We start from the raw sequence: 17,932 nt of genomic DNA, 5'->3' as shown, positions 1-17,932 counted from the left end.
GCGATGGTTCGTACATCCGTTCTCGTGGTCGGTGCCGGTCCGGTGGGGTTACTGCTCGCTGGCGAGTTGCGATTGGGTGGGGTCGACGTGATCGTGGTCGAATCCCGAAGCGAGCCAAGCGGCGAATCGCGCGGGCTCGGATTCACGGCGAGGGCGACCGAAATATTCCACCAGCGCGGGCTCTTGCGGCGCTTCGGCGACGTGGAGCTGAATCGGCAAGGCCATTTTGGTGGCATTCCGATGGACTTCGGCGTGCTGGAAGGGTCGCATTTCGGGGCCCGAGGCATTCCGCAGTACAAGGTCGAGGAGATGCTCGAGGCGTGGGCCAAGGAGCTGGGTGCTTCGGTGCGGCGAGAGCACCGGCTCATTACCCTCGAGAACCGTGCCGATGATGTCCTCGCGGTCGTCGATGGTCCGGAGGGGCCCTTCGAGATTTCTGCGCAATACCTCGTCGGCTGCGACGGCGGCCGGAGCACCGTGCGCCGCCTCGCCGGGTTCGACTTCGCCGGCACGGAGGCCAACCGCGAAATGTACCTGGCCGACGTCTTGGGCCGCGACATTCGCCCCAGGTTCATCGGCGAACGCGTGCCCGAAGGCATGGTCATGTCGGCGCGGTTCGAGCCGGGTGTCGACCGCATCATCGTCTGCCCGCGAGGCGCACCGAAACGCGAACGCACCGAGCCAATCAAGTTCGAGGAAGTGGCCGACGCATGGCAACGCCTCACCGGCGAGAGCTTGCACGGGGCAGAAACGCGCTGGGTAAGTGCCTTCACCGATGCCACCCGTCAGGCCACCGAGTACCGACGCGGCCGGGTGCTGCTCGCCGGCGATGCGGCGCACATTCACTTGCCGGCGGGCGGACAGGGCCTGAGTCTCGGCGTGATGGATGCGACGAACCTCGGCTGGAAGCTGGCCGCCACCGTCCAAGGCTGGGCGCCCTCCGATCTGCTCGACAGCTACCACACCGAACAGCATGCGGTCGGCGCGCGGGTGCTGCGCAATACGCAGGCGCAAGGCATGATCTATTTGAGTGGCAACGAGGTGGAGCCCCTTCGCGGCGTGATGGCGGAGCTCGTGGCCATTCCCGAAGTGGGTCGACATCTGTCCGGAATGGTCAGTGGCCTCGCCATCCAGCACGACGTCGGCTCGCGCGAGCATCCGCTGCTGGGCAAGCGCCTGCCGCACGTCCAACTCGCCGATGGTCGTTCGACCGCCGATTTGCTGCACCCCGCACGCGGCGTGCTCCTCGTCGCCAGTGGCGACTTTGGAAACGAGGCCAATGGGTGGATCGATCGGGTGGATTTCGTTCGTGCCTCCCCGGCGGCACGGGGCGACGCCGGGTGGCCCGCCAATGTCGATGCGCTTTTGGTGCGCCCCGACGGATACATCGTTTGGGTCGCGCCAAGCAGCCTCGTACTTACCGATGCGCTGCGCCGCTGGTTCGGCAAATCGTCACTGGCATGATGGTAATCATGGTGTATACCATGCCTTAGCATGAAAAGGCAGCGTACCGCCTTGGCGGTGCTCGGGGTGGGTGCCGCCGCGTGCGGAACGATCTTGGGCGATATTCCAGATGGTCATCTGAACGAGGCGTCGTCCGACGCGGGAACATCGTCCGACGTGGGATTATCATCCGACGTGGGGACGGTGACGTCGGACGGCCTCGGAGGAACGATCTGTTCGGCGTCGAACGCGAGCATCATCGATATGGCCATCGACGCCACCGACGTGTTCTGGCTGAGCGTGAAACGGGGCGGAGGCGCCTTCACGCTGGAGAAATGCTCGAAGGGCGGCGGTCCCCCAAGCACGATGGCCACCTTGAGCGTCGAGCCAAGGGCGTTGGTGCTCTCCAAGGATTATGCACTATGGAGCGTCGACCGAGCTCGAAACGAGTCCGGGGGCCTATGGCGGATACCAAAGGGTGGGGGCACGCCACCCTCGGAGCCCTGGGCTTCGCTCGACCATGCGGGTGCGCTCGCCTTCGCCGCCGACACCGGTCGCGTCTACATAGGAATGCCCGCGGGCAACATCGAGATCTACGTACCGGACAATGACGTCGGCCGCTGGGGGACGCTAGCGCCCTCCTTCCCTCCCCCTGGATCCATTCCGAGCATATTCGTGTCCGATACGACCTTGTATTGGTCACGCAAGGCCCCGAGCGACATCGTTACGGTGCCTTCGCACGCGATCCACGTCAATGGCCCCGACCCCTTCGCGGGTGCCCATCCGACGACGCCCTCGTTTCTCTGGTTCGACAACGGTTCCCTGTATTGGGCGGTCGTCACGCCCTCGGGGGCGCGCATCTACACGCAACGCGGCGCAAACTCCCAGGCGACCTTCGTGACCGATGCATCCGCGGGATTCACCTCGCTCGCCGTACGGGATGGCATCTTTTGGGCAGCCACTGAAGGCGGCGTCGGTGTGGTGCGGCACTGCGCCGAAAATGCCCCCTGCCCGGCCGATGCGAAGCCGTTCTGGCAGGGAAACGCCCGCGTATCCCACCTCGCCGTCGACGATAGCGACGTCTACTTCGCCGCGGGGGACGGGGTCGACACCCATATCGTCCGACGCAAGAAGCCGTAAGGATCTCTCGGGCGTGGCCCGCCTCCTGCCGTATGCTCCGGCGTCGATGAAGCTCCGCCTCCTGCTCGTCCTCTTGGCATCCCATGCCGCGGCCTGCCACACACCGAAAACCGATCCAGATTCCGCCTCGCAAAGCACGAGGTCGACGGTCGCGCAAACCAGCGCCCCGCTGCCTGCGCAGCCGTTCGACGTGGCCGCCGTGGACACGTACATCGCGGAGCAGGTGGTTGCGCAGGGATTCGTCGGTTTGTCCATCGCGGTCGTGAGGGACGGCGCCGTCATTCTCGACAAAGGCTACGGCCATAGCCAGCTCGCGCCGGATGTCCCCGTCAAGGCGGAAACTCCCTTTGCCATTGCCTCGCTCAGCAAGCAATTCATCGCTGCACTCGTTCTCATCTTGGCCGACGAGAAGAAGCTCTCGATCGAGGACAAGGTCGCCAAATATTTCCCCGACCTGACACGCGCCAACGACATCACGCTGTACGATCTCATGACGCACGTATCCGGATACCACGACAGTTATCCGATGGATTTCGTCGATCAAGAGATGAAGCAGCCCGTTGCCCCGGACGACGCCATTGCGCGCTATGCCAAGCGGCCGCTCGATTTCGAGCCGCGAACGCAGTGGTCGTACAGCAACACGGGCTTCGCCATCCTGGGCCGCGTCATCGAGAAGGTCACCGGCCGCGCCCTCGATGTGGTGTTGAACGAGCGCATCTTTCGCCCGCTTGGAATGGCCCATTCGTCGTATTTGCCCACGCCGGAAAGCCCGGGGCTTGCCCATGGGTACACGTCTTTCGCGCTCAGCCCTCCGGAACCGGCCATGCCCGAGGCGCGCGGTTGGAGCTTCGGTCAGGGTGGCATTTATGCCCCCGCAGGCGATATCGCCAAATGGGATATCGCGCTCATGAGCGGGAAGGTACTCGGCCCCGACGCCTACAAGATTTTCACGACCGCGCGGCGCCTTGTCGATGGGCGGCCCACGACGTATGGCTGCGGCATCGGAGTCATCGTCAACAACCGCGGCGAGACGATTCTACGGCACCGCGGCAGCTACTCGGGTTTCGTGTCGTACAGCGTCCTGGTGCCGCGCACACGATCCGCCGTGGTGGCGATATCCAATCGCGACGACAAGCAGACCGTCGGCATCGTCAATGAAATCGTCGCGCGCCTCGACAAGGCGCACCGCCCGCCCGAGTTGACCATTGCCGGGCCATCCGCCCAGGACGTCGCCAAGGATATGTTTGCTCAGATCCAATCCGGCAAGCTCGATCGGAGCCGCTTTGGGGCGGACTTCAACGCGTTCCTCACCGACGCCAAGCTTCAAGCGGCCAGCGTCCGACTGCGCCCGCTCGGCACGCCCACCGCGGTGGCCGTCACGGAAACCTACGAGCGCGGCGCCATGGAGGTGGCGACGGTGCGCTTCACGTTCAACAGCGTCAAGCTGGAAGCCACCATGTTCCGAAGCACGGATGGCAGGGTGCAGCAATTCTTGATCAACAAGGAGTAACGACGAACCGCCACGAGCGCCAAGGACCTGTGAGGGAGGCTCTCTTGGCGCCTTGGCGGTTCGATCCGTCGATGTACTACGGGGAGCCGTAAAGGTCGGCCGCACCTTGGCGGTCTTTGCTCGTCAGATTGAGATCGCCGGTGTTCGAGCCATTGCACTGCGGGTAGTGCATGACCGAGGCCGAGTCGTACGACGTGAGTTCACGCCAATCGTTGTCCTCGAAGCAGGTACCCGATTCGGGGCGGGTGTGCTCATGGCGGAAACCGAGGGTATGCCCCAATTCATGCCGCAGAATACCGGCCAACGTGTATACGCCGGTATCTCCGAATGCGCTGGTGCTGATCAGCACGTTACGGTTGGCCCGGCTGTCGTCCGGGAAAAAGGCCCTCGCCAAATACGACGTATCCGACGTCTGGCGAACGTCGAAAACGACGTTGCTGTTGCTGGCCGTGCAGCTGCCGTCTTGATCGCTCTCGTGCACGAATTTGACGTTCGCCGCGCCCTGCCACGTGCCCGTCGCGCTGCTCATGGCACTGACCACCGAGTCGTAGCGGCTTCCGAAGGATGATTTGCTCACACAGTAGGTGATGTTGAGCTTCTGCGAATCGTCCCACTTGGCATCCGCGCCCCCCGGATGGTGGACGATCAGCGCGCCGTTTTGAACGTAGTTCTCGTAGAAAACGCGTAGGTCAGCGCGCTGCGTAATGACCTGATCGCCGTTGACGATCCAGTATCCGGTGTCCACCTCACGATGCACCGTTTTTTCCCAGGCGTCGAAGGACATAGCAGCCGTGGTACCGGTAACCTCCGAATCGGAAGGTTTCGATTCCGAATCAGCCGCGCAGCCTGCGGAAAAACTCGCGAGCAGCGATACGCCAAAAAGAAGAGCGGCCGAGCGAGCGATGGATAGGGACAGTGCGTTGGTGCGCATGATTGCCTCTTTCGTGAGGGTGCGGATGGGTGGAAGCCTCCCCAGCGCGAGATCGAAATCGCAATCGATCCACGAGGAGGGCGCTTGGGTGCTGCATCCAGCGAGAAGCCAAACGGCTACCCCGCCCCACGCGACGCCCACAACCGCTCTACGGTCGGGCACGTGAGTCACGAAGCACTGGAACACCCGTGTGTATCATCCGATCACCGAATGCTCAATCGCAGAAATGAATGAATCGCGATTTTAGAGTACGCATTTATCGCACTTGGTGCCGACGAAATCCGCTCTCGACGAATGCCTGCACATGCAATCGCGACACGAGATGGCACCACGGCTGTTCCAAATCGAAGTGTGGCATTTTTGCTCTCTTCGCAGTCGGAGCGATCCGCGCTTGGGCTCGTCATCATGTTCGCCCGGATTTTTGCCCGGAGATGCGCGCTTGCGGCGATTCGAGCAACCTTACAGCGCGGTAAGGGGCGACGTCAGTACGGCGTCTCTCCCTTTTGCAGGCCAAAAGGTGATGCTGGCGCATAGATGCCATTCACGCTGGTGCCGCCGTTGTGGATTTCGGGGAACCACGACAGCATGTTCTGTGGAAATCCGAGTTTCGGCTTGGTGAGCGCGTCGAGGTGCGAGAGTTCCTCAGCCCGTAATTTCAAGTCCAGCGCTTGCACGTTGTCCTCGAGTTGCGCGAGCCGCCGCGCACCGATGATCGTGGAGGTAACCCCCGGTTGAGCCTGCACCCACGCCAGCGCAACGCGTGCCACCGTGCTCTCATGCGATTTCGCGATGATCTCGAGCTCGTCGACGATGGCCCACGTCGTTTCGTTGAACGAATCCTGGAGGATCCACCCGCGATCGGATTTCGACCCGCTGCCATTCCTTCGCGTGAATTTGCCGCTCAATAGACCGCTCTTGAGCGGCGACCACGGCGTAATTCCAAGCCCGAGCTCCAGGGCCATGGGCACGAGCTCCTGCTCGACCGTACGCTCGAGCAGCGAGTACTCGATCTGCAGGCCAATGAATGCCGACCAGCCACGGAAACGCGCGGCGATGTTGGCCTCTGCGACCTTCCACGCTGGCGTATCCGAAACACCGATGTAACGGACCTTTCCGGCGCGGACGAGATCATCGAGCGCCGCCATCGTCTCTTCGATCGGCGTATGAACGTCCCAGTTGTGCAGCCAGTACAGATCGATGTAGTCAGTTTGCAATCGCCGCAGCGAATTCTCGCACGCGGACATGATGGACTTCCGCCCCGAACCGCCACCGTTCGGATCGCCCGGGTACAGGTTTCCGCTGAACTTCGTCGCGAGGACCAGGCGGTCGCGCCTCGCGGGATGCCGCCCGACGTGGTCCCCGAGGATCTTCTCGGAGTGGCCTTTCGTATAGAAGTTCGCCGTGTCGACGAAGTTGCCTCCGAGCTCGATGTAGCGATCCAGAATCCTCGTCGATTCTTCGACGCTCGATCCCCAGCCGAGATCTTCACCGAACGTCATGGCACCGAGGCAGAACGGGCTCACGCGAAGGCCGGAGCGGCCCAAGGTCACATAGTGGTCGAGGGACATGGGAGAACCTTTCCAGGCGTGCTAATTTCGTTCAACACGCATCTAGTTTATCTACAAGAAGGTTTAGTTTTAAACCACCTGACGGACAAGCCCTCCCATGTCCAAAATCGACGCGACGAAAATCTGGTCCCTCAACTATCGGCTCGTGCAGTCCGTGATCACGAGCGTCGCAGCGGATATTGCCGAGCTCGGCCTCGAAGTGAAGGAGCTTTTCCTCTTGGCAGAGGTGGACGAGTTTCCGCACCCGGCGGAGCTCGCGACCGTGCTCTGCATGCCGAAGCCGACGGTCACCGTGTACGTGAAGAAGCTCGAGGCGGCGGGCTTTCTGCGTCGCGAGATCGATCCAGGCGATCTACGCCGTCATCGTCTCACCATCACACCTGCGGGCCGGCAAGCGATGACCCGTGGCCTCGCACTCCTCTCCACGGCGTTCAGTGCACGGTTGTCGCGCCTGACGGTGGTGCAACAAGGCGAGTTGAAATCCTTGCTGCAAAAGCTGAGCGGGTGACCACTCAACGCGACGGCGCGGAGCAGCGCAGTGCCGTGAGACGCGTTCGCGCCGTACGGGCCGAGACACTTCTCGGCTCCTTGCCCCAACGCGATAGAACAACGGCGTAGGCGGCACATGCGCCCGCCACATCGCCAATTTGCTCGAGCGCGACACCGAGTTGAAGATGAGCCCACGTGTGCTCGAAGGGAAATGCGAATAGGTTGCAGGAGGAAGCGCCACGTCGCAGGTAGGAAATCGCCTTTTCCGCATCCCCTGCAATGAGGTACGTGCGCCCCAACGCCTGATCGGACTGAACGTCGCGTACGAAAGGCGCCGAGATGGGCAAGTAGTCCGGCAGGGCACGAAGAGCGTCCTCCGCATCTTCGCGCGAGCTCACGGCGAGTGCATACGAGACGACCCACACGAAGTTTCGGCCAAAAATGAGTTCGATGTTCTGCGACCCGCCCGAAAGCCAGAGCCGCCGCCCCTGCTCGAAATCTTCACGCGGGAGCCCGCCGGCCATGTACTGCGTGCGCAGCCCCAGAATATCGCCTTGCGATTGCACGGATGCGAGCCATGCCTCGCGCTTCGACAGATAGGCCGACGCAAGTCGAGCCGCACGGGCGCGATCACCAAGCTCCATGGCCACATGAAATTGAAGTTGGCCATACTCCTCGTGCCAGCCCTCGAATGCGTCCTTCGCGAGCGACAATTCGCTCGCATCGAGCTCGCGCTGGGCGGTATCGAAGTCACCCACCAATACGTAAAATGCCAATTTGCTTCGAGTGTGGACGCTTTCCGCGCGATCCAGCACCTCGAACGCACTCGGCATCGTTCCTCCGCGAGCAACGATCGCGCCCGCAAGACGCGGCAGCCACCAGCTCTTGGTAGCCGGAAATCCGAGGAGTAGGCGAGCATGCCTTTCGGATTCGACGCATGAACCTTCATTCTGTTCGAGCATCAGGAGCGCTTCGAGGCATCTGTCGGCGTACGGCGAAATTCGCACGCATTCGTTCCACGCGTCGCGCGTTTTCGCGACATCACCGGTGAACGCAAGAGCGAAGCCCTTCGTGGCCCACGCGACGGCCAGCGTTGGTTCACGCGCCAGTAGACCGTCCATGACTTCGATGCTCTTCGCGAATTCGTTGCTCTCCGAATGAATCCTGGCCAGCTCCGAAAGAACGAGCCAATCCGTCGGGAATTTTTCTCGTGCTTCGAGAAGAAGCTTCTTGCGCTTCTCCAGTCTGGTCACCATGTCTTCTGCGGGCGCAAAGGCTGGGAGCAGGGCAAGATCACGGGGAGTCAACCGGTCCCGATGCATCGAGGCGGCCTGATGATCCGCCGCCCGTGTCCGTTCGTCGACTCCCCGCCGTAGGATCGCCAGATAGAGACGCGCGGGTGCCAAACCCGGGTCGAGCGCGATTGCCTGTTCGAATCGTTGAACTGCGGCCGCAAACGACGCGTCCCGCCAACTCTGGAGCCCGGCCTCGAGGTGAACGAGTGCCTCGGGATTCTTCGACGCGGGTTCCGCAACGGCAGGCTGCGACGATGGTGCCAGGCGCGCCTTGGCGAACATGCCGCCGATGACCAAAGCCGCCACGGCAAGGCCGGTCACCCACGCGCGACGCTTCCTGGGCTTCGTTGCCTCTTTCACGGGAGCCGCCGGTGCAACCGGAGGTGACGGCTCGATGGCGACGTTGTCCACCGGCATGCCCAAAGCTGCCTCGAAGGCCTCCCCCATCGCCGCGCGCATTTCCGACGCCGCCGGCCAGCGCGCCTGCGGATCGAAGGCGAGCGCCTTGTCGACGAATGCTACGACGGACGCCGGAAGCTCGCTCGACACGTCGCCCAGTGAGCGTGCGGGCTGTGTCGCCGCGGCCACGAGCTGGGCCCCCACATTCGAGGCCGCGTGAACGTGCTCACCGGAAAGGAGCGTAAAGATGGTGGCTCCCACCGCCCAGCAATCGCTCGGCGGCCCGATGACATCGCTGTTTCCCACGGCTTGCTCGGGCGGCATGAACGCCGGCGTGCCGATCATCGGGCCGGTCATCGAGGCCGTCCCATCCCCTTCGATGTGGCGTGCAATTCCGAAATCGAGAACGCGAATCTCGCCGTTTACCGTGATGAAGATATTCTCCGGTTTGATATCGCGGTGCACGATGCCCTTTGCATGCGCGCTCGCAAGGACATCGAGCACCTCCCACATGACCTTTCCCACTTCCGCGAGGGTCAAGCGCCCATTGGCACGGCGGCACCGTGCACCGAGCGTTTCACCTTCGAGCAGTGGCATGACCAGAAATGCGCACCCGTGTTCGTCCACGTCGTCGTCCATCACCGGAACGGCGCCGGGGTGCCCAACCTGGTTGGCGAGATAGGCCTCGCGCGCAAAGTGCCGGCGAGCCGTTGCATCGTCGTCGAAACGCCCGTGCAGGAACTTGATGGCAACACGATGCCCATTGCGATGCTTGGCCGCGTACACGGCCGCCATTCCACCCCAGCCGAGCAGTCGTTCTATGGTGTATTTCCGTTGAACGATGGCCCCGATGCGAGAGGACTCGACCTCGGACGTTTGATGCAAAGATGGCAAAGATGATGCAGGCATGCCCCGGCCGCGTCATCGTGCGGTGGCAATTCTTCGCGTGTCAAGCAAGGCCAAGGCTGGCGCCATTTTTACGGCGCTGCATGCTGGGATGTCGCATCGTGGACTGCTCGGCGAGAGCATGCTGGATCGCGCGTTCGGTCACGCACGCACCGAGGGCGGTGCACGACTCGGTGAATGGTGGGGCAATCGTTGGAGGCGACCTGGCTCTGCGATTGCAGAGCCACCAATAGGGCGCACGCCCGTCGGACCCTGAGCCCGAGCCGGGACGTCGTCCACTTGGAGGCCTACCATGTTCCATCGCAATTGGCCCATCATGGGCACCATTGCCGCCATGGCTACGATGGCATTCGCCACACCGGCGCATGCCGATCATTACACGCGCAGTAGTTGCGGCAAAGGCTACAAAGACCCCATCAACTTTTATTGGGACGATCGCTGGTCCGCCGGCACCGTCAGTGCCGCTCACAAAGCCACGGATATGTGCGGCGGCCAACTCAATGGCGGCGGTGACAGCTGCGGGAGCGGCCAGACGTACAACTACTTGTCGTGCGGAAATGCCTATCGCCGGCATTGCACCAAGCGCACGAACAAGCGTCGATTTCACGTTCGCATTTACAGCCAGCAGTTCAAATTCGTTCCCGCGCATGAAGACCAAGGGTGCGGCCCGTTGGGCACGGTCGTCCAAGACGGCGCGCGCTTCAATCCCGGGCGGGACAACCAGCGGGCATGGATAAGCATCGGCTGCCGGAAAGGCCATTACTACTATTGGGGCAATACCCTGTCCATCAATCAAGCGTGCGGCGTGGGTCGTCAGGCCAGCGATGGCAAAGTGTGGATCGTCGATTGAGGAGGGTGCCATGAAACGAATCTTGTCTCTCACTGTGTGTGCGGCGCTTGCCACGATGTTCGCGTGCGGCGTCGAATCGAGCTCTCCGCAAAATACGAGCGAGGCCCCGGTCACCTCGGCCACGTGGACGCACTATTCGGCGCCGGTGACCGAAGACGGACACGAAGCGCGAATCGAATATTGGGTGCGCGGCACCGAGGTGGTGCGGCGGTATTGGGAAGAGGGAGCGCTGCTCTACGACGAACGCTGCGACGGAAATCGCTTGACGGTGCGTCAGATGCTTCCGTCCGGAGTAGAAGGCAAAGGGCCTTTCAACTACAAGGAGGTATCCGATCGGCAGGACGCCGAGTCCTGCTTCCAAGCAGCGACCTCGGACGAATTGCGCTACTTGCACAATCCCGCGAGCTTGTCCCAAGCGGAACATGTGCAGTTGAGCGACGGGCGCGCGGCGCTCCGGTGGGTGGGTACAGCCGGCGCCGAGTACACCGTGGATGCTCAAACGTCGCTTCCCATTCGCGCGGACTACGTCATGGAGGGCGAGGTCGTCAATCTGTCCTTCGGCGCCTTTTCGGTGACCACGGAGGCGGCGAGCCCCGCCGCGCCGGAAGTCGAATGGACCGGGTTCCAGGAGATGCTCGACGTCCCTGCCATCGAGGCACGCCAAGGGCTCGAGCAGGTTCCGGAGACGGTGGCCGGGCTCCCATTCCAGCACGCGTATTCCTTTCGCACACAGAACCTGACGCAGCCTACGTATTATCTCATTTGGGGTAATGACGATCGCAATGTCCAAATGGTTACGACGGTAGCCGCGCTGCCCGAAGCGCTGTTGGGATATTCGGCCGATGGAACCGACTACAATGCCCAGGACGGCGACCGGCACATCAAAATCGGCACCATCGGTGGCGACGCGGAGCTTTTGCGCGCCGCACTCAAGGTCCTGCGACCCGCCGCCCTCGACGATACGCGGGTTCAGCACGATCCTTGAACCGGACGACGTGACGATGCACCGCTCAGGGCCGTGACAAGAAATCGAGCACGGCGTCTCGGCCGGCGCGGCCGCGTTCGCGGTTTTGAATCGAGTGCGACTCGTCTTTGACGATGACGAGGTTGCCCTGGGGCGCTCGCGTTGTCACATATTGCGCCCATTCCGTGGGGGTGGACATATCGCGGTCGCCGTTCAGCAGCAGAACGGGGACATCGGGCAAGAGACCCTCCGGGTTCGATGCAGGGCGCTCGACCGGCCACCGTTCACAGGTTTTCACGAATCCTTGGTTGACGGCCACCGTCGCAGTGAACGGCCAAGTATCGGTATCCCGGAGACGCCTCTCGGCGACGTCGAGCCACGGCCGGCGCGCATCGAGCGGGGTCGCGGCATCGCCCCAGGGAAAGCGGAGATCTGCACAAGTGGTGGCGGCGTGGAGGCCCATGCTGAATTGCACGGCCGGGCCTCCACGAGGTTCGAGAATGGCAATGAGCCGATCCAGGTGGGTGGAATCGCCATGGCGCGCGGAATGCAGCGCGCCGACGATGTCACCTTGCCCTCGAGGGAAGTTCGGGGGATTGGCGTTTCGGTACGTCGGATCCACGAATCCGTACGTGACCAGGGTATCGAAAAGCCGAACCCCCGCGGCCGTATCACGGCTTCGGACCACGCTCGCGAGGTCTTCGGCCGGGTCGAATTCGCAAGCCGGTGCAACGGCGCAGACTTCGCGGAGGATGCGCCCGCTCGCACGCAATGCCGCGAGGTAAAGCGAATATGCCGCGGTACTGTGATAAGGAACGACGGAGTCCAACACGAGCTTACGGACATTTCGCGGATGTGCCATCGCGTAGCGCGCCGCGGTGATGCTGCCATAGGAAACGCCATCGACGACCATCTTCTCCACCCCGAGTGCTCGCCGAAGCCGGTCGAGATCGGCGACCGTATCGTCGCTGCTGTACAAGGGAGCGCGCTCGCCGAGCAACGTCGCACATTCCACGATGGCGTCGGGCGTGGGGACGGCGATGTCCGAGCCACTTCCGATCTGGGCCTGCAACGCCGGGCAATGGATCGCGCCGAATTCGCCCGTACCGCGCTGGTCGATCATGACGAATCGGTAGTCTTTGGCCGCCGCCGGCATCCGTTCCGTCAATCTTGTCACCGACGGTACGCCGGGCTGCCCGGGACCGCCCGTGAGAAAGAGCAAGACGCCCTTGGGCGCATCGGCGTTATTCGCCGTTGCCACCTGCAACTTCAGTGTTTCCCGAGCTGGATGGCGGTAATCGAGCGGAACGTTCAACATGGAACAGGTGAAACCGGGTTGCCCGGCACACGGATGCGGCTCGATCAATTGGGGCGAGTCGAGGCCAGGGGCAGGTGCACGAACGGGCCGAGTCGACGTGGAATCGCAGTCCACCAAGGCGGCCACGAAGAAGAGAACCGAAATTTTACTTCGCAAGGTCATGACGGCGTCCCATCCTGGCCGGAAGGACGCCCCACGCTCTTGGAGAATCTTGCGATGCGGAAATTCCGTACCTAATCCCCCTCGAGTTGCATGTCGGCAACCGCGGGCGACGGAAGCGCCAAAGAGATGGGTTCGCGCTCGGCGTCGGCCTTCACGGGGTGCGACTTTCGGCGGGAGAAGCGGTCCATGTACAGGTAAATCACGGGCACGGTGAACAAGGTCAGCATTTGGGAGATGGCCAGTCCGCCGACGATGGCAATGCCCAATGGCCGCCGCAGCTCGGATCCCATGCCATGGCCCAAGGCGAGCGGCAAAGCCCCCAGCAAGGCCGCCATGGTGGTCATCATGATGGGCCGAAAGCGAAGCACGCTCGCCTTGTAGATGGCGTCGCGCGCGGAAAGATTCTCGTCGCGCTCCACCTCGATGGCGAAGTCTATCATCAAGATGGCATTCTTCTTCACGATGCCCACGAGAAGGATGATTCCGATGATTGAAATCACACTCAACTCGGTTTTGCACGCCATGAGGGCCAGCAATGCGCCCAGGCCGGCGGACGGCAGGGTAGACAGAATCGTGATCGGGTGAACGAGGCTCTCGTAGAGCACCCCCAGAACGATGTACACGATGAAGATCGCGGCGATGATCAAATAGGGCTGGCTCGACAGCGACGATTCGTATGCTTGCGCCGTTCCTTGAAAATCGGCATGAACGCTCGGGGGCAAGCCAATTTCGAGCTCGGCACGGTGAATGGCATCGACGGCTTGCCCCAACGAGACGTCGGGCGCCAGCGCGAACGAGACGGTCGTCGAGGGGAATTGGCCCTGGTGCGGAATCGCCAGTGACGTGGGCCGCACCTGCTGGGTGACCAAACTCGCCAGGGGAACTTGGCTACCATCGGCCGCGCGCACATAAATCGATTGAAGGCCATCGGTATTCTTCAAAAACTCCGGCTTGATCTCCAACACGACGCGGTACTGATTCACCTGCGTGTAGGTGGTGGCGACCTGACGCTGTCCGTAAGCGTCATAAAGGGCCTCGTCGATGTCCTTGGGAGAAACGCCCAGGCGCGCCGCCGTATCGCGATCGATGGAAAAGGCCATCTCGAGGCCCGCGGTCTGCTGATCGCTGGCCACGTCGCGCACTTGGGGGAGCTTCTTCAAAGCGTCCACCACCTTCGGCGTCCATTCGCGCAGCTCCGCGACGTTCGTGTCCTGCAGCGTGTATTGATATTGCGTCCGCGACCATCGCCCGCCGACGCGAACGTCCTGATTCGGTTGCAGATACACCGCAATACCAGGAATTCGCTCGAACTTGGGCCGCAGCCTCGCAATGACCTCTTCGGCCGATGCTTGCCGCTCGCCGAGCGGCTTGAGGGCCACGTACGCCGACCCCGTATTGACAGGACCGCCGCCGCCGACGAACGACACGCTCTGGGCGACGTCGGGATCGGCCCGCAGAATGGCATCGACCTCCGCCTGCCGCTGCTCCATCACGGCAAACGAAGTATCTTGTGCAGCTTCGATGAATCCGGAAATGAAACCCGTGTCCTGCTGCGGGAAGAATCCCTTCGGCACGAAGATGTAGAGTGCAACGGTCAAGCCGAGGGTCGCGACGGTGATGAACAGCGTCAACCGGTGGTGCCCCAGCACCCAACGCAGGCCGCGCGCGTAGCCGCCGAGCATCCGCTCGAAGAATTGCTCGGAGGCCTGGTAAAGCGCCCCGTGTTTTTCCTCGCCATGCGGCCGCAAAAGACGCGAGCACATCATGGGGGTCAAGGTCAGCGACACCAGCGCGGAAACCGCGACGGCGATGCTCAAGGTCACGGCAAATTCGCGGAATAGGCGGCCGATGATGCCGCCCATGAGCAAAATCGGGATGAAGACCGCGATCAGCGACACGGTGATGGACACGACGGTGAAGCCCACTTGGCGCGCGCCTTTGAGCGCAGCTTGCATCGGCGAGTCGCCGAGCTCGATGTAGCGCGTCACGTTCTCGGTCACCACGATGGCATCGTCGACGACGAACCCGGTGGAGATGGTGAGCGCCATCAGCGACAGGTTGTCCAGGCTGTAATTGAGCAGGTACATCACCCCGAACGTCGCCACGATGGACAGCGGCACGGCCACCGTGGGGATCGCGGTCATGCGCCAATTGCGCAGGAATGCGAAGACCACCAGCACCACGAGTCCCACGCTCAAGAGCCACGTTTGCTCGACGTCATGCACCGATGCGCGAATGGTCTGACTTCGGTCCGCCACGACGCTGACCTCGATGGCGGGCGAAAGCGAATCGGTGAGGCGCGGCAACATGGCCCGCACCCGCGCGATGACGTCGATGATGTTCGCTCCCGGCTGCCGCCGCACGAAGATGAGCACCGCCGGTTTGCCATTCGCCCACCCCGCGACCCGACTATCCTCCACGTCGTCGAGCACGCGCGCGACATCTTTGAGATACACCGTCGCCCCGTTTCGATGCGCGAGGACCAACGATTCGAATTGCTTGGCGCCGAAGAGTTGATCGTTGGCCGACAGCGCGTGCACTTGCTGATCGCCGCTGAGCGATCCCTTGGGTTGATCGACCGTGGCTTGCGCGAGGGCCTGGCGAACGTCCACCATGCCGAGGCCCATTCCCGCGAGCGCGGCCGGATCGACCTGCACGCGCACGGCGGGCTGCACATCGCCTCCGGTGAAGACCTGTCCAACACCGGGCACCTGCGAGATCTTGTGCGCCAGGACGGCATCGGCGGCATCGGCGACCTGCCGAAGCGGCAGCGTCTCGCTTTTGACCGAGAGAACGAGGATGGCGGGATCCGATGGATTGACCTTCCAATAGCCCGGCCGCCACGGCATGTTAGCCGGCAGTTCTCCTGCCGCAGCGTTGATCGCCGCCTGCACATCGCGTGCGGCACGATCGACATTGCGCCCCAACTCGAACTGCAGCGTAATCGACGTGCTGCCGAGGCTACTCGACGAGGTGATCTCCGTAACGCCGGCAATGCGCGCAAAACGCCGCTCGAGCGGCGTGGCCACCGCCGATGCCATCGTCTCCGGACTCGCGCCGGGCAAGTTGGCCCATACGTTGATGTTCGGATAGTCGATGCGCGGAAGCGACGCGACCGGCAGAAAGAGGAACGCGACGATTCCCGCCAGGAGCACCGCCGCCGCCATGAGCGAAGTGGCAACGGGACGCTGGATGAACGGGGCCGAGATATTCATCCGAAACCGTCCGTACTTCGCCGCGGGCCGGCCTCAAATTTCGCGGCGGAGAGAAAAATGTCCCTCGATCGGCGGCGCCCCATCGGCGCCGTCGTTTAGCACCCCCGCGCCGGGATGGCGAAAGCGCGGGCGAACGACGTGCCAGCGCGCCTCAACGGTTGCGTACGCTACGCTCGCAAGGCTTCTATTTTCGACCCACGCTGGTGAACAGGAGCGGTGAGAGCCGTGCAAAGTCAGGATTCAGCAGGAGTGCACGCACCCGTTCGAGCTGATCGCGGCGCATGCCAGCCCGATAGAGGTCGCCCTCGAGCTGGAAGGAGTTGACGCGATCGAGCAAGCAACCGGGTTCGGAGCCTACCCACGTCTGGGTGTCAATCGCGGTGTACACTTCCTCGAGTCCCGCGGCGCGCATGACCGTGTGGATGCGGCGTGCCCAGGTCAAGTCGGCGCCGTTGCGGATGGCGATTTCGGCCAGCGTGCGATTGAAAAGGTCGAAGAGCTCCGCATCGCTCGGATCGGGCGAGTGCAGAACCAGATCGGCGGCGGTGGACCAATGAAAGTCGGAAATGACCAGGTACCCACCGGGGGCGAGGGCCTTCACCAGACGCGATAGGACGTGTTCGCGCTCCGGAAGGTGCATGAGTACCAGTCGCGCGTGAATCAAGTCGAAGGCGCGCGCCGGCACCTCGTCGGTGCGGACATCGAAGCGACGCACCTCGATGCAGTCGTATGCTGGGATATGGTGTGGCTTGAGATCGCCAGCGACGACGCGTCCGTTCGCGCCAACGCGGGTGGCGAGCCATGTGGCGATGGTTCCAGCCCCGGAGCCGATGTCGAAGCATCGCCAGCCGGGCCCCACGCCGGTGGTCGCCAATACGCGTTGACTGTGCGGGTCCAAAAGCTCCGCCAGGTGATCGAGCTGCTCCGCCGCAGCGGGAATATCGTTATCGAACGTGTATCGCCCCGTCGTCTCGACCATGGCCATGACTTCTGACTAATCGAATGAGTTCCAATTGAAAACGAAATAGAACTTGGTATCCGGCGCAAGTGGCTATTGCGCCTTGCGACGGTTTCAATGGTTTTGCACACTACGCCGTTCCATCCAGGGCGGTGGTGTACAGGCCATCCCGACCGGGGTAAACTTCGCGCCATGCGCGAACGTCAAGAGACCAAGGGCCAATACACGATTCACGGCAAGGAAGACGACGACTTCAGCGACATCGTCGCGGCGGTCGTCGCCAAGGATGGACAGGGCGGCATCGCCGGCGAGGCGCGGCTCACGGTCGCCATGCTGGCCGTCCTCCGGCAGCGTCACCAGCTTCCGAACGCGGGGGTGCTCGGCGGCGAATTCGACATCGACAAGGGAACCTTTACCCGAGGGACCGAGCGGGGCTCGCTCGAGGCGATTCGCTCCTTGCTCAAAGCGGACGCCTCTGCACCCATCGTCTTTTACACGCAGGCGTTGCTCAAGGGCCTCGCCAACGAACTCACCGAGGATCAACGCTGGGAACTCTGACCGAGCTCCGGGGGGGAGCGGCGCTACTTGAACTTCGATTAAGCTTTTTTGAAAATCGGTCGTGCTGTCCTGTTGAAATGACAACGACCACAACGAGATTACGTAACGGCATATGCCCCGTGTTGCGCGGCGAGAATCGGCCGGTCGTGAGCCGTGCGCCCGTCGGGCCGTTCAATCCGACTTCACAAATCGCATTGAAGGCACTCGACCAAAATGCCAATTTGTG

The 17,932-nt window shown here is 62.6% G+C and carries 13 protein-coding genes; 7 read left to right on the top strand and 6 right to left on the bottom strand.

Annotated features, from left to right (window positions below; translation table 11 throughout):
* Positions 1–3 precede the first annotated feature (3 nt).
* The 3 genes from LZC95_51745 to LZC95_51735 are packed head-to-tail and all read left to right on the top strand — an operon-like array spanning position 4 to position 4,093.
* On the top strand, positions 4–1,464 hold the full coding sequence (locus tag LZC95_51745; GenBank protein WXA94885.1) for an FAD-dependent monooxygenase: 1,461 nt from the start codon (positions 4–6) through the stop codon (positions 1,462–1,464).
* Positions 1,465–1,494: 30 nt separating this feature from the next.
* Positions 1,495–2,583: a hypothetical protein gene (locus LZC95_51740; GenBank protein WXA94884.1), complete on the top strand. Its 1,089-nt coding sequence runs from the start codon at positions 1,495–1,497 to the stop codon at positions 2,581–2,583.
* A 13-nt stretch (positions 2,584–2,596) separates the two neighbouring features.
* A complete protein-coding gene (locus tag LZC95_51735) occupies positions 2,597–4,093 on the top strand; it encodes a beta-lactamase family protein (protein WXA94883.1) in 1,497 nt (498 codons plus the stop codon).
* A gap of 76 nt (positions 4,094–4,169) precedes the next feature.
* Here the strand turns inward: LZC95_51735 and LZC95_51730 are convergent, their stop codons facing one another.
* Positions 4,170–4,877, bottom strand: coding sequence for a M57 family metalloprotease (locus tag LZC95_51730; protein WXA94882.1), 708 nt, complete (start codon positions 4,875–4,877; stop codon positions 4,170–4,172).
* A 629-nt stretch (positions 4,878–5,506) separates the two neighbouring features.
* On the bottom strand, positions 5,507–6,592 hold the full coding sequence (locus LZC95_51725) for an aldo/keto reductase (GenBank protein ID WXA94881.1): 1,086 nt from the start codon (positions 6,590–6,592) through the stop codon (positions 5,507–5,509).
* 97 nt (positions 6,593–6,689) lie between these two features.
* Between LZC95_51725 and LZC95_51720 the strand changes: the two genes are divergently transcribed.
* Positions 6,690–7,100, top strand: coding sequence for a MarR family transcriptional regulator (locus tag LZC95_51720; protein WXA94880.1), 411 nt, complete (start codon positions 6,690–6,692; stop codon positions 7,098–7,100).
* A 4-nt stretch (positions 7,101–7,104) separates the two neighbouring features.
* On the opposite strand, the gene LZC95_51715 is transcribed toward LZC95_51720, so the two are convergent.
* Positions 7,105–9,684: a protein kinase gene (locus tag LZC95_51715; GenBank protein WXA94879.1), complete on the bottom strand. Its 2,580-nt coding sequence runs from the start codon at positions 9,682–9,684 to the stop codon at positions 7,105–7,107.
* Positions 9,685–9,973: 289 nt separating this feature from the next.
* Between LZC95_51715 and LZC95_51710 the strand changes: the two genes are divergently transcribed.
* Both LZC95_51710 and LZC95_51705 read left to right on the top strand, forming a co-directional pair.
* Positions 9,974–10,531: a hypothetical protein gene (locus LZC95_51710; protein WXA94878.1), complete on the top strand. Its 558-nt coding sequence runs from the start codon at positions 9,974–9,976 to the stop codon at positions 10,529–10,531.
* 10 nt (positions 10,532–10,541) lie between these two features.
* Positions 10,542–11,516, top strand: coding sequence for a hypothetical protein (locus LZC95_51705; protein WXA94877.1), 975 nt, complete (start codon positions 10,542–10,544; stop codon positions 11,514–11,516).
* A gap of 25 nt (positions 11,517–11,541) precedes the next feature.
* On the opposite strand, the gene LZC95_51700 is transcribed toward LZC95_51705, so the two are convergent.
* The 3 genes from LZC95_51700 to LZC95_51690 form a co-directional block, all read right to left on the bottom strand.
* Positions 11,542–12,975 (bottom strand): alpha/beta hydrolase, encoded by a 1,434-nt coding sequence (locus tag LZC95_51700; GenBank protein WXA94876.1) that lies wholly within the window; start codon positions 12,973–12,975, stop codon positions 11,542–11,544.
* A gap of 71 nt (positions 12,976–13,046) precedes the next feature.
* Positions 13,047–16,190: a multidrug efflux RND transporter permease subunit gene (locus LZC95_51695; protein WXA94875.1), complete on the bottom strand. Its 3,144-nt coding sequence runs from the start codon at positions 16,188–16,190 to the stop codon at positions 13,047–13,049.
* 184 nt (positions 16,191–16,374) lie between these two features.
* Positions 16,375–17,175, bottom strand: coding sequence for a methyltransferase domain-containing protein (locus LZC95_51690; GenBank protein WXA94874.1), 801 nt, complete (start codon positions 17,173–17,175; stop codon positions 16,375–16,377).
* A 165-nt stretch (positions 17,176–17,340) separates the two neighbouring features.
* Between LZC95_51690 and LZC95_51685 the strand changes: the two genes are divergently transcribed.
* Entirely contained in the window at positions 17,341–17,706 is a 366-nt protein-coding gene (locus tag LZC95_51685) for a hypothetical protein (protein ID WXA94873.1), read from the top strand.
* Positions 17,707–17,932: the final 226 nt, after the last annotated feature.

The organism is Sorangiineae bacterium MSr12523 (assembly GCA_037157775.1).
Taxonomy (GTDB): Bacteria; Myxococcota_A; Polyangia; order Polyangiales; family Polyangiaceae; genus Pendulispora; species Pendulispora brunnea.
Note: the sequence above shows the minus strand (reverse complement) of the source record. Positions and strands in the feature narration are given on the sequence as shown.

Bases quoted from the DNA above. Each gene is read 5' to 3' on its own strand.
- LZC95_51745 (WXA94885.1), top strand. From the start codon at position 4: ATGGTTCGTACATCCGTTCTCGTGGTCGGTGCCGGTCCGGTGGGGTTA.
- LZC95_51740 (WXA94884.1), top strand. From the start codon at position 1,495: ATGAAAAGGCAGCGTACCGCCTTGGCGGTGCTCGGGGTGGGTGCCGCC.
- LZC95_51730 (WXA94882.1), bottom strand. From the start codon at position 4,877: ATGTCCTTCGACGCCTGGGAAAAAACGGTGCATCGTGAGGTGGACACC.
- LZC95_51725 (WXA94881.1), bottom strand. From the start codon at position 6,592: ATGTCCCTCGACCACTATGTGACCTTGGGCCGCTCCGGCCTTCGCGTG.
- LZC95_51720 (WXA94880.1), top strand. From the start codon at position 6,690: ATGTCCAAAATCGACGCGACGAAAATCTGGTCCCTCAACTATCGGCTC.
- LZC95_51715 (WXA94879.1), bottom strand. From the start codon at position 9,684: ATGCCTGCATCATCTTTGCCATCTTTGCATCAAACGTCCGAGGTCGAG.
- LZC95_51710 (WXA94878.1), top strand. From the start codon at position 9,974: ATGTTCCATCGCAATTGGCCCATCATGGGCACCATTGCCGCCATGGCT.
- LZC95_51705 (WXA94877.1), top strand. From the start codon at position 10,542: ATGAAACGAATCTTGTCTCTCACTGTGTGTGCGGCGCTTGCCACGATG.
- LZC95_51700 (WXA94876.1), bottom strand. From the start codon at position 12,975: ATGACCTTGCGAAGTAAAATTTCGGTTCTCTTCTTCGTGGCCGCCTTG.
- LZC95_51695 (WXA94875.1), bottom strand. From the start codon at position 16,190: ATGAATATCTCGGCCCCGTTCATCCAGCGTCCCGTTGCCACTTCGCTC.
- LZC95_51690 (WXA94874.1), bottom strand. From the start codon at position 17,175: ATGGCCATGGTCGAGACGACGGGGCGATACACGTTCGATAACGATATT.
- LZC95_51685 (WXA94873.1), top strand. From the start codon at position 17,341: ATGCGCGAACGTCAAGAGACCAAGGGCCAATACACGATTCACGGCAAG.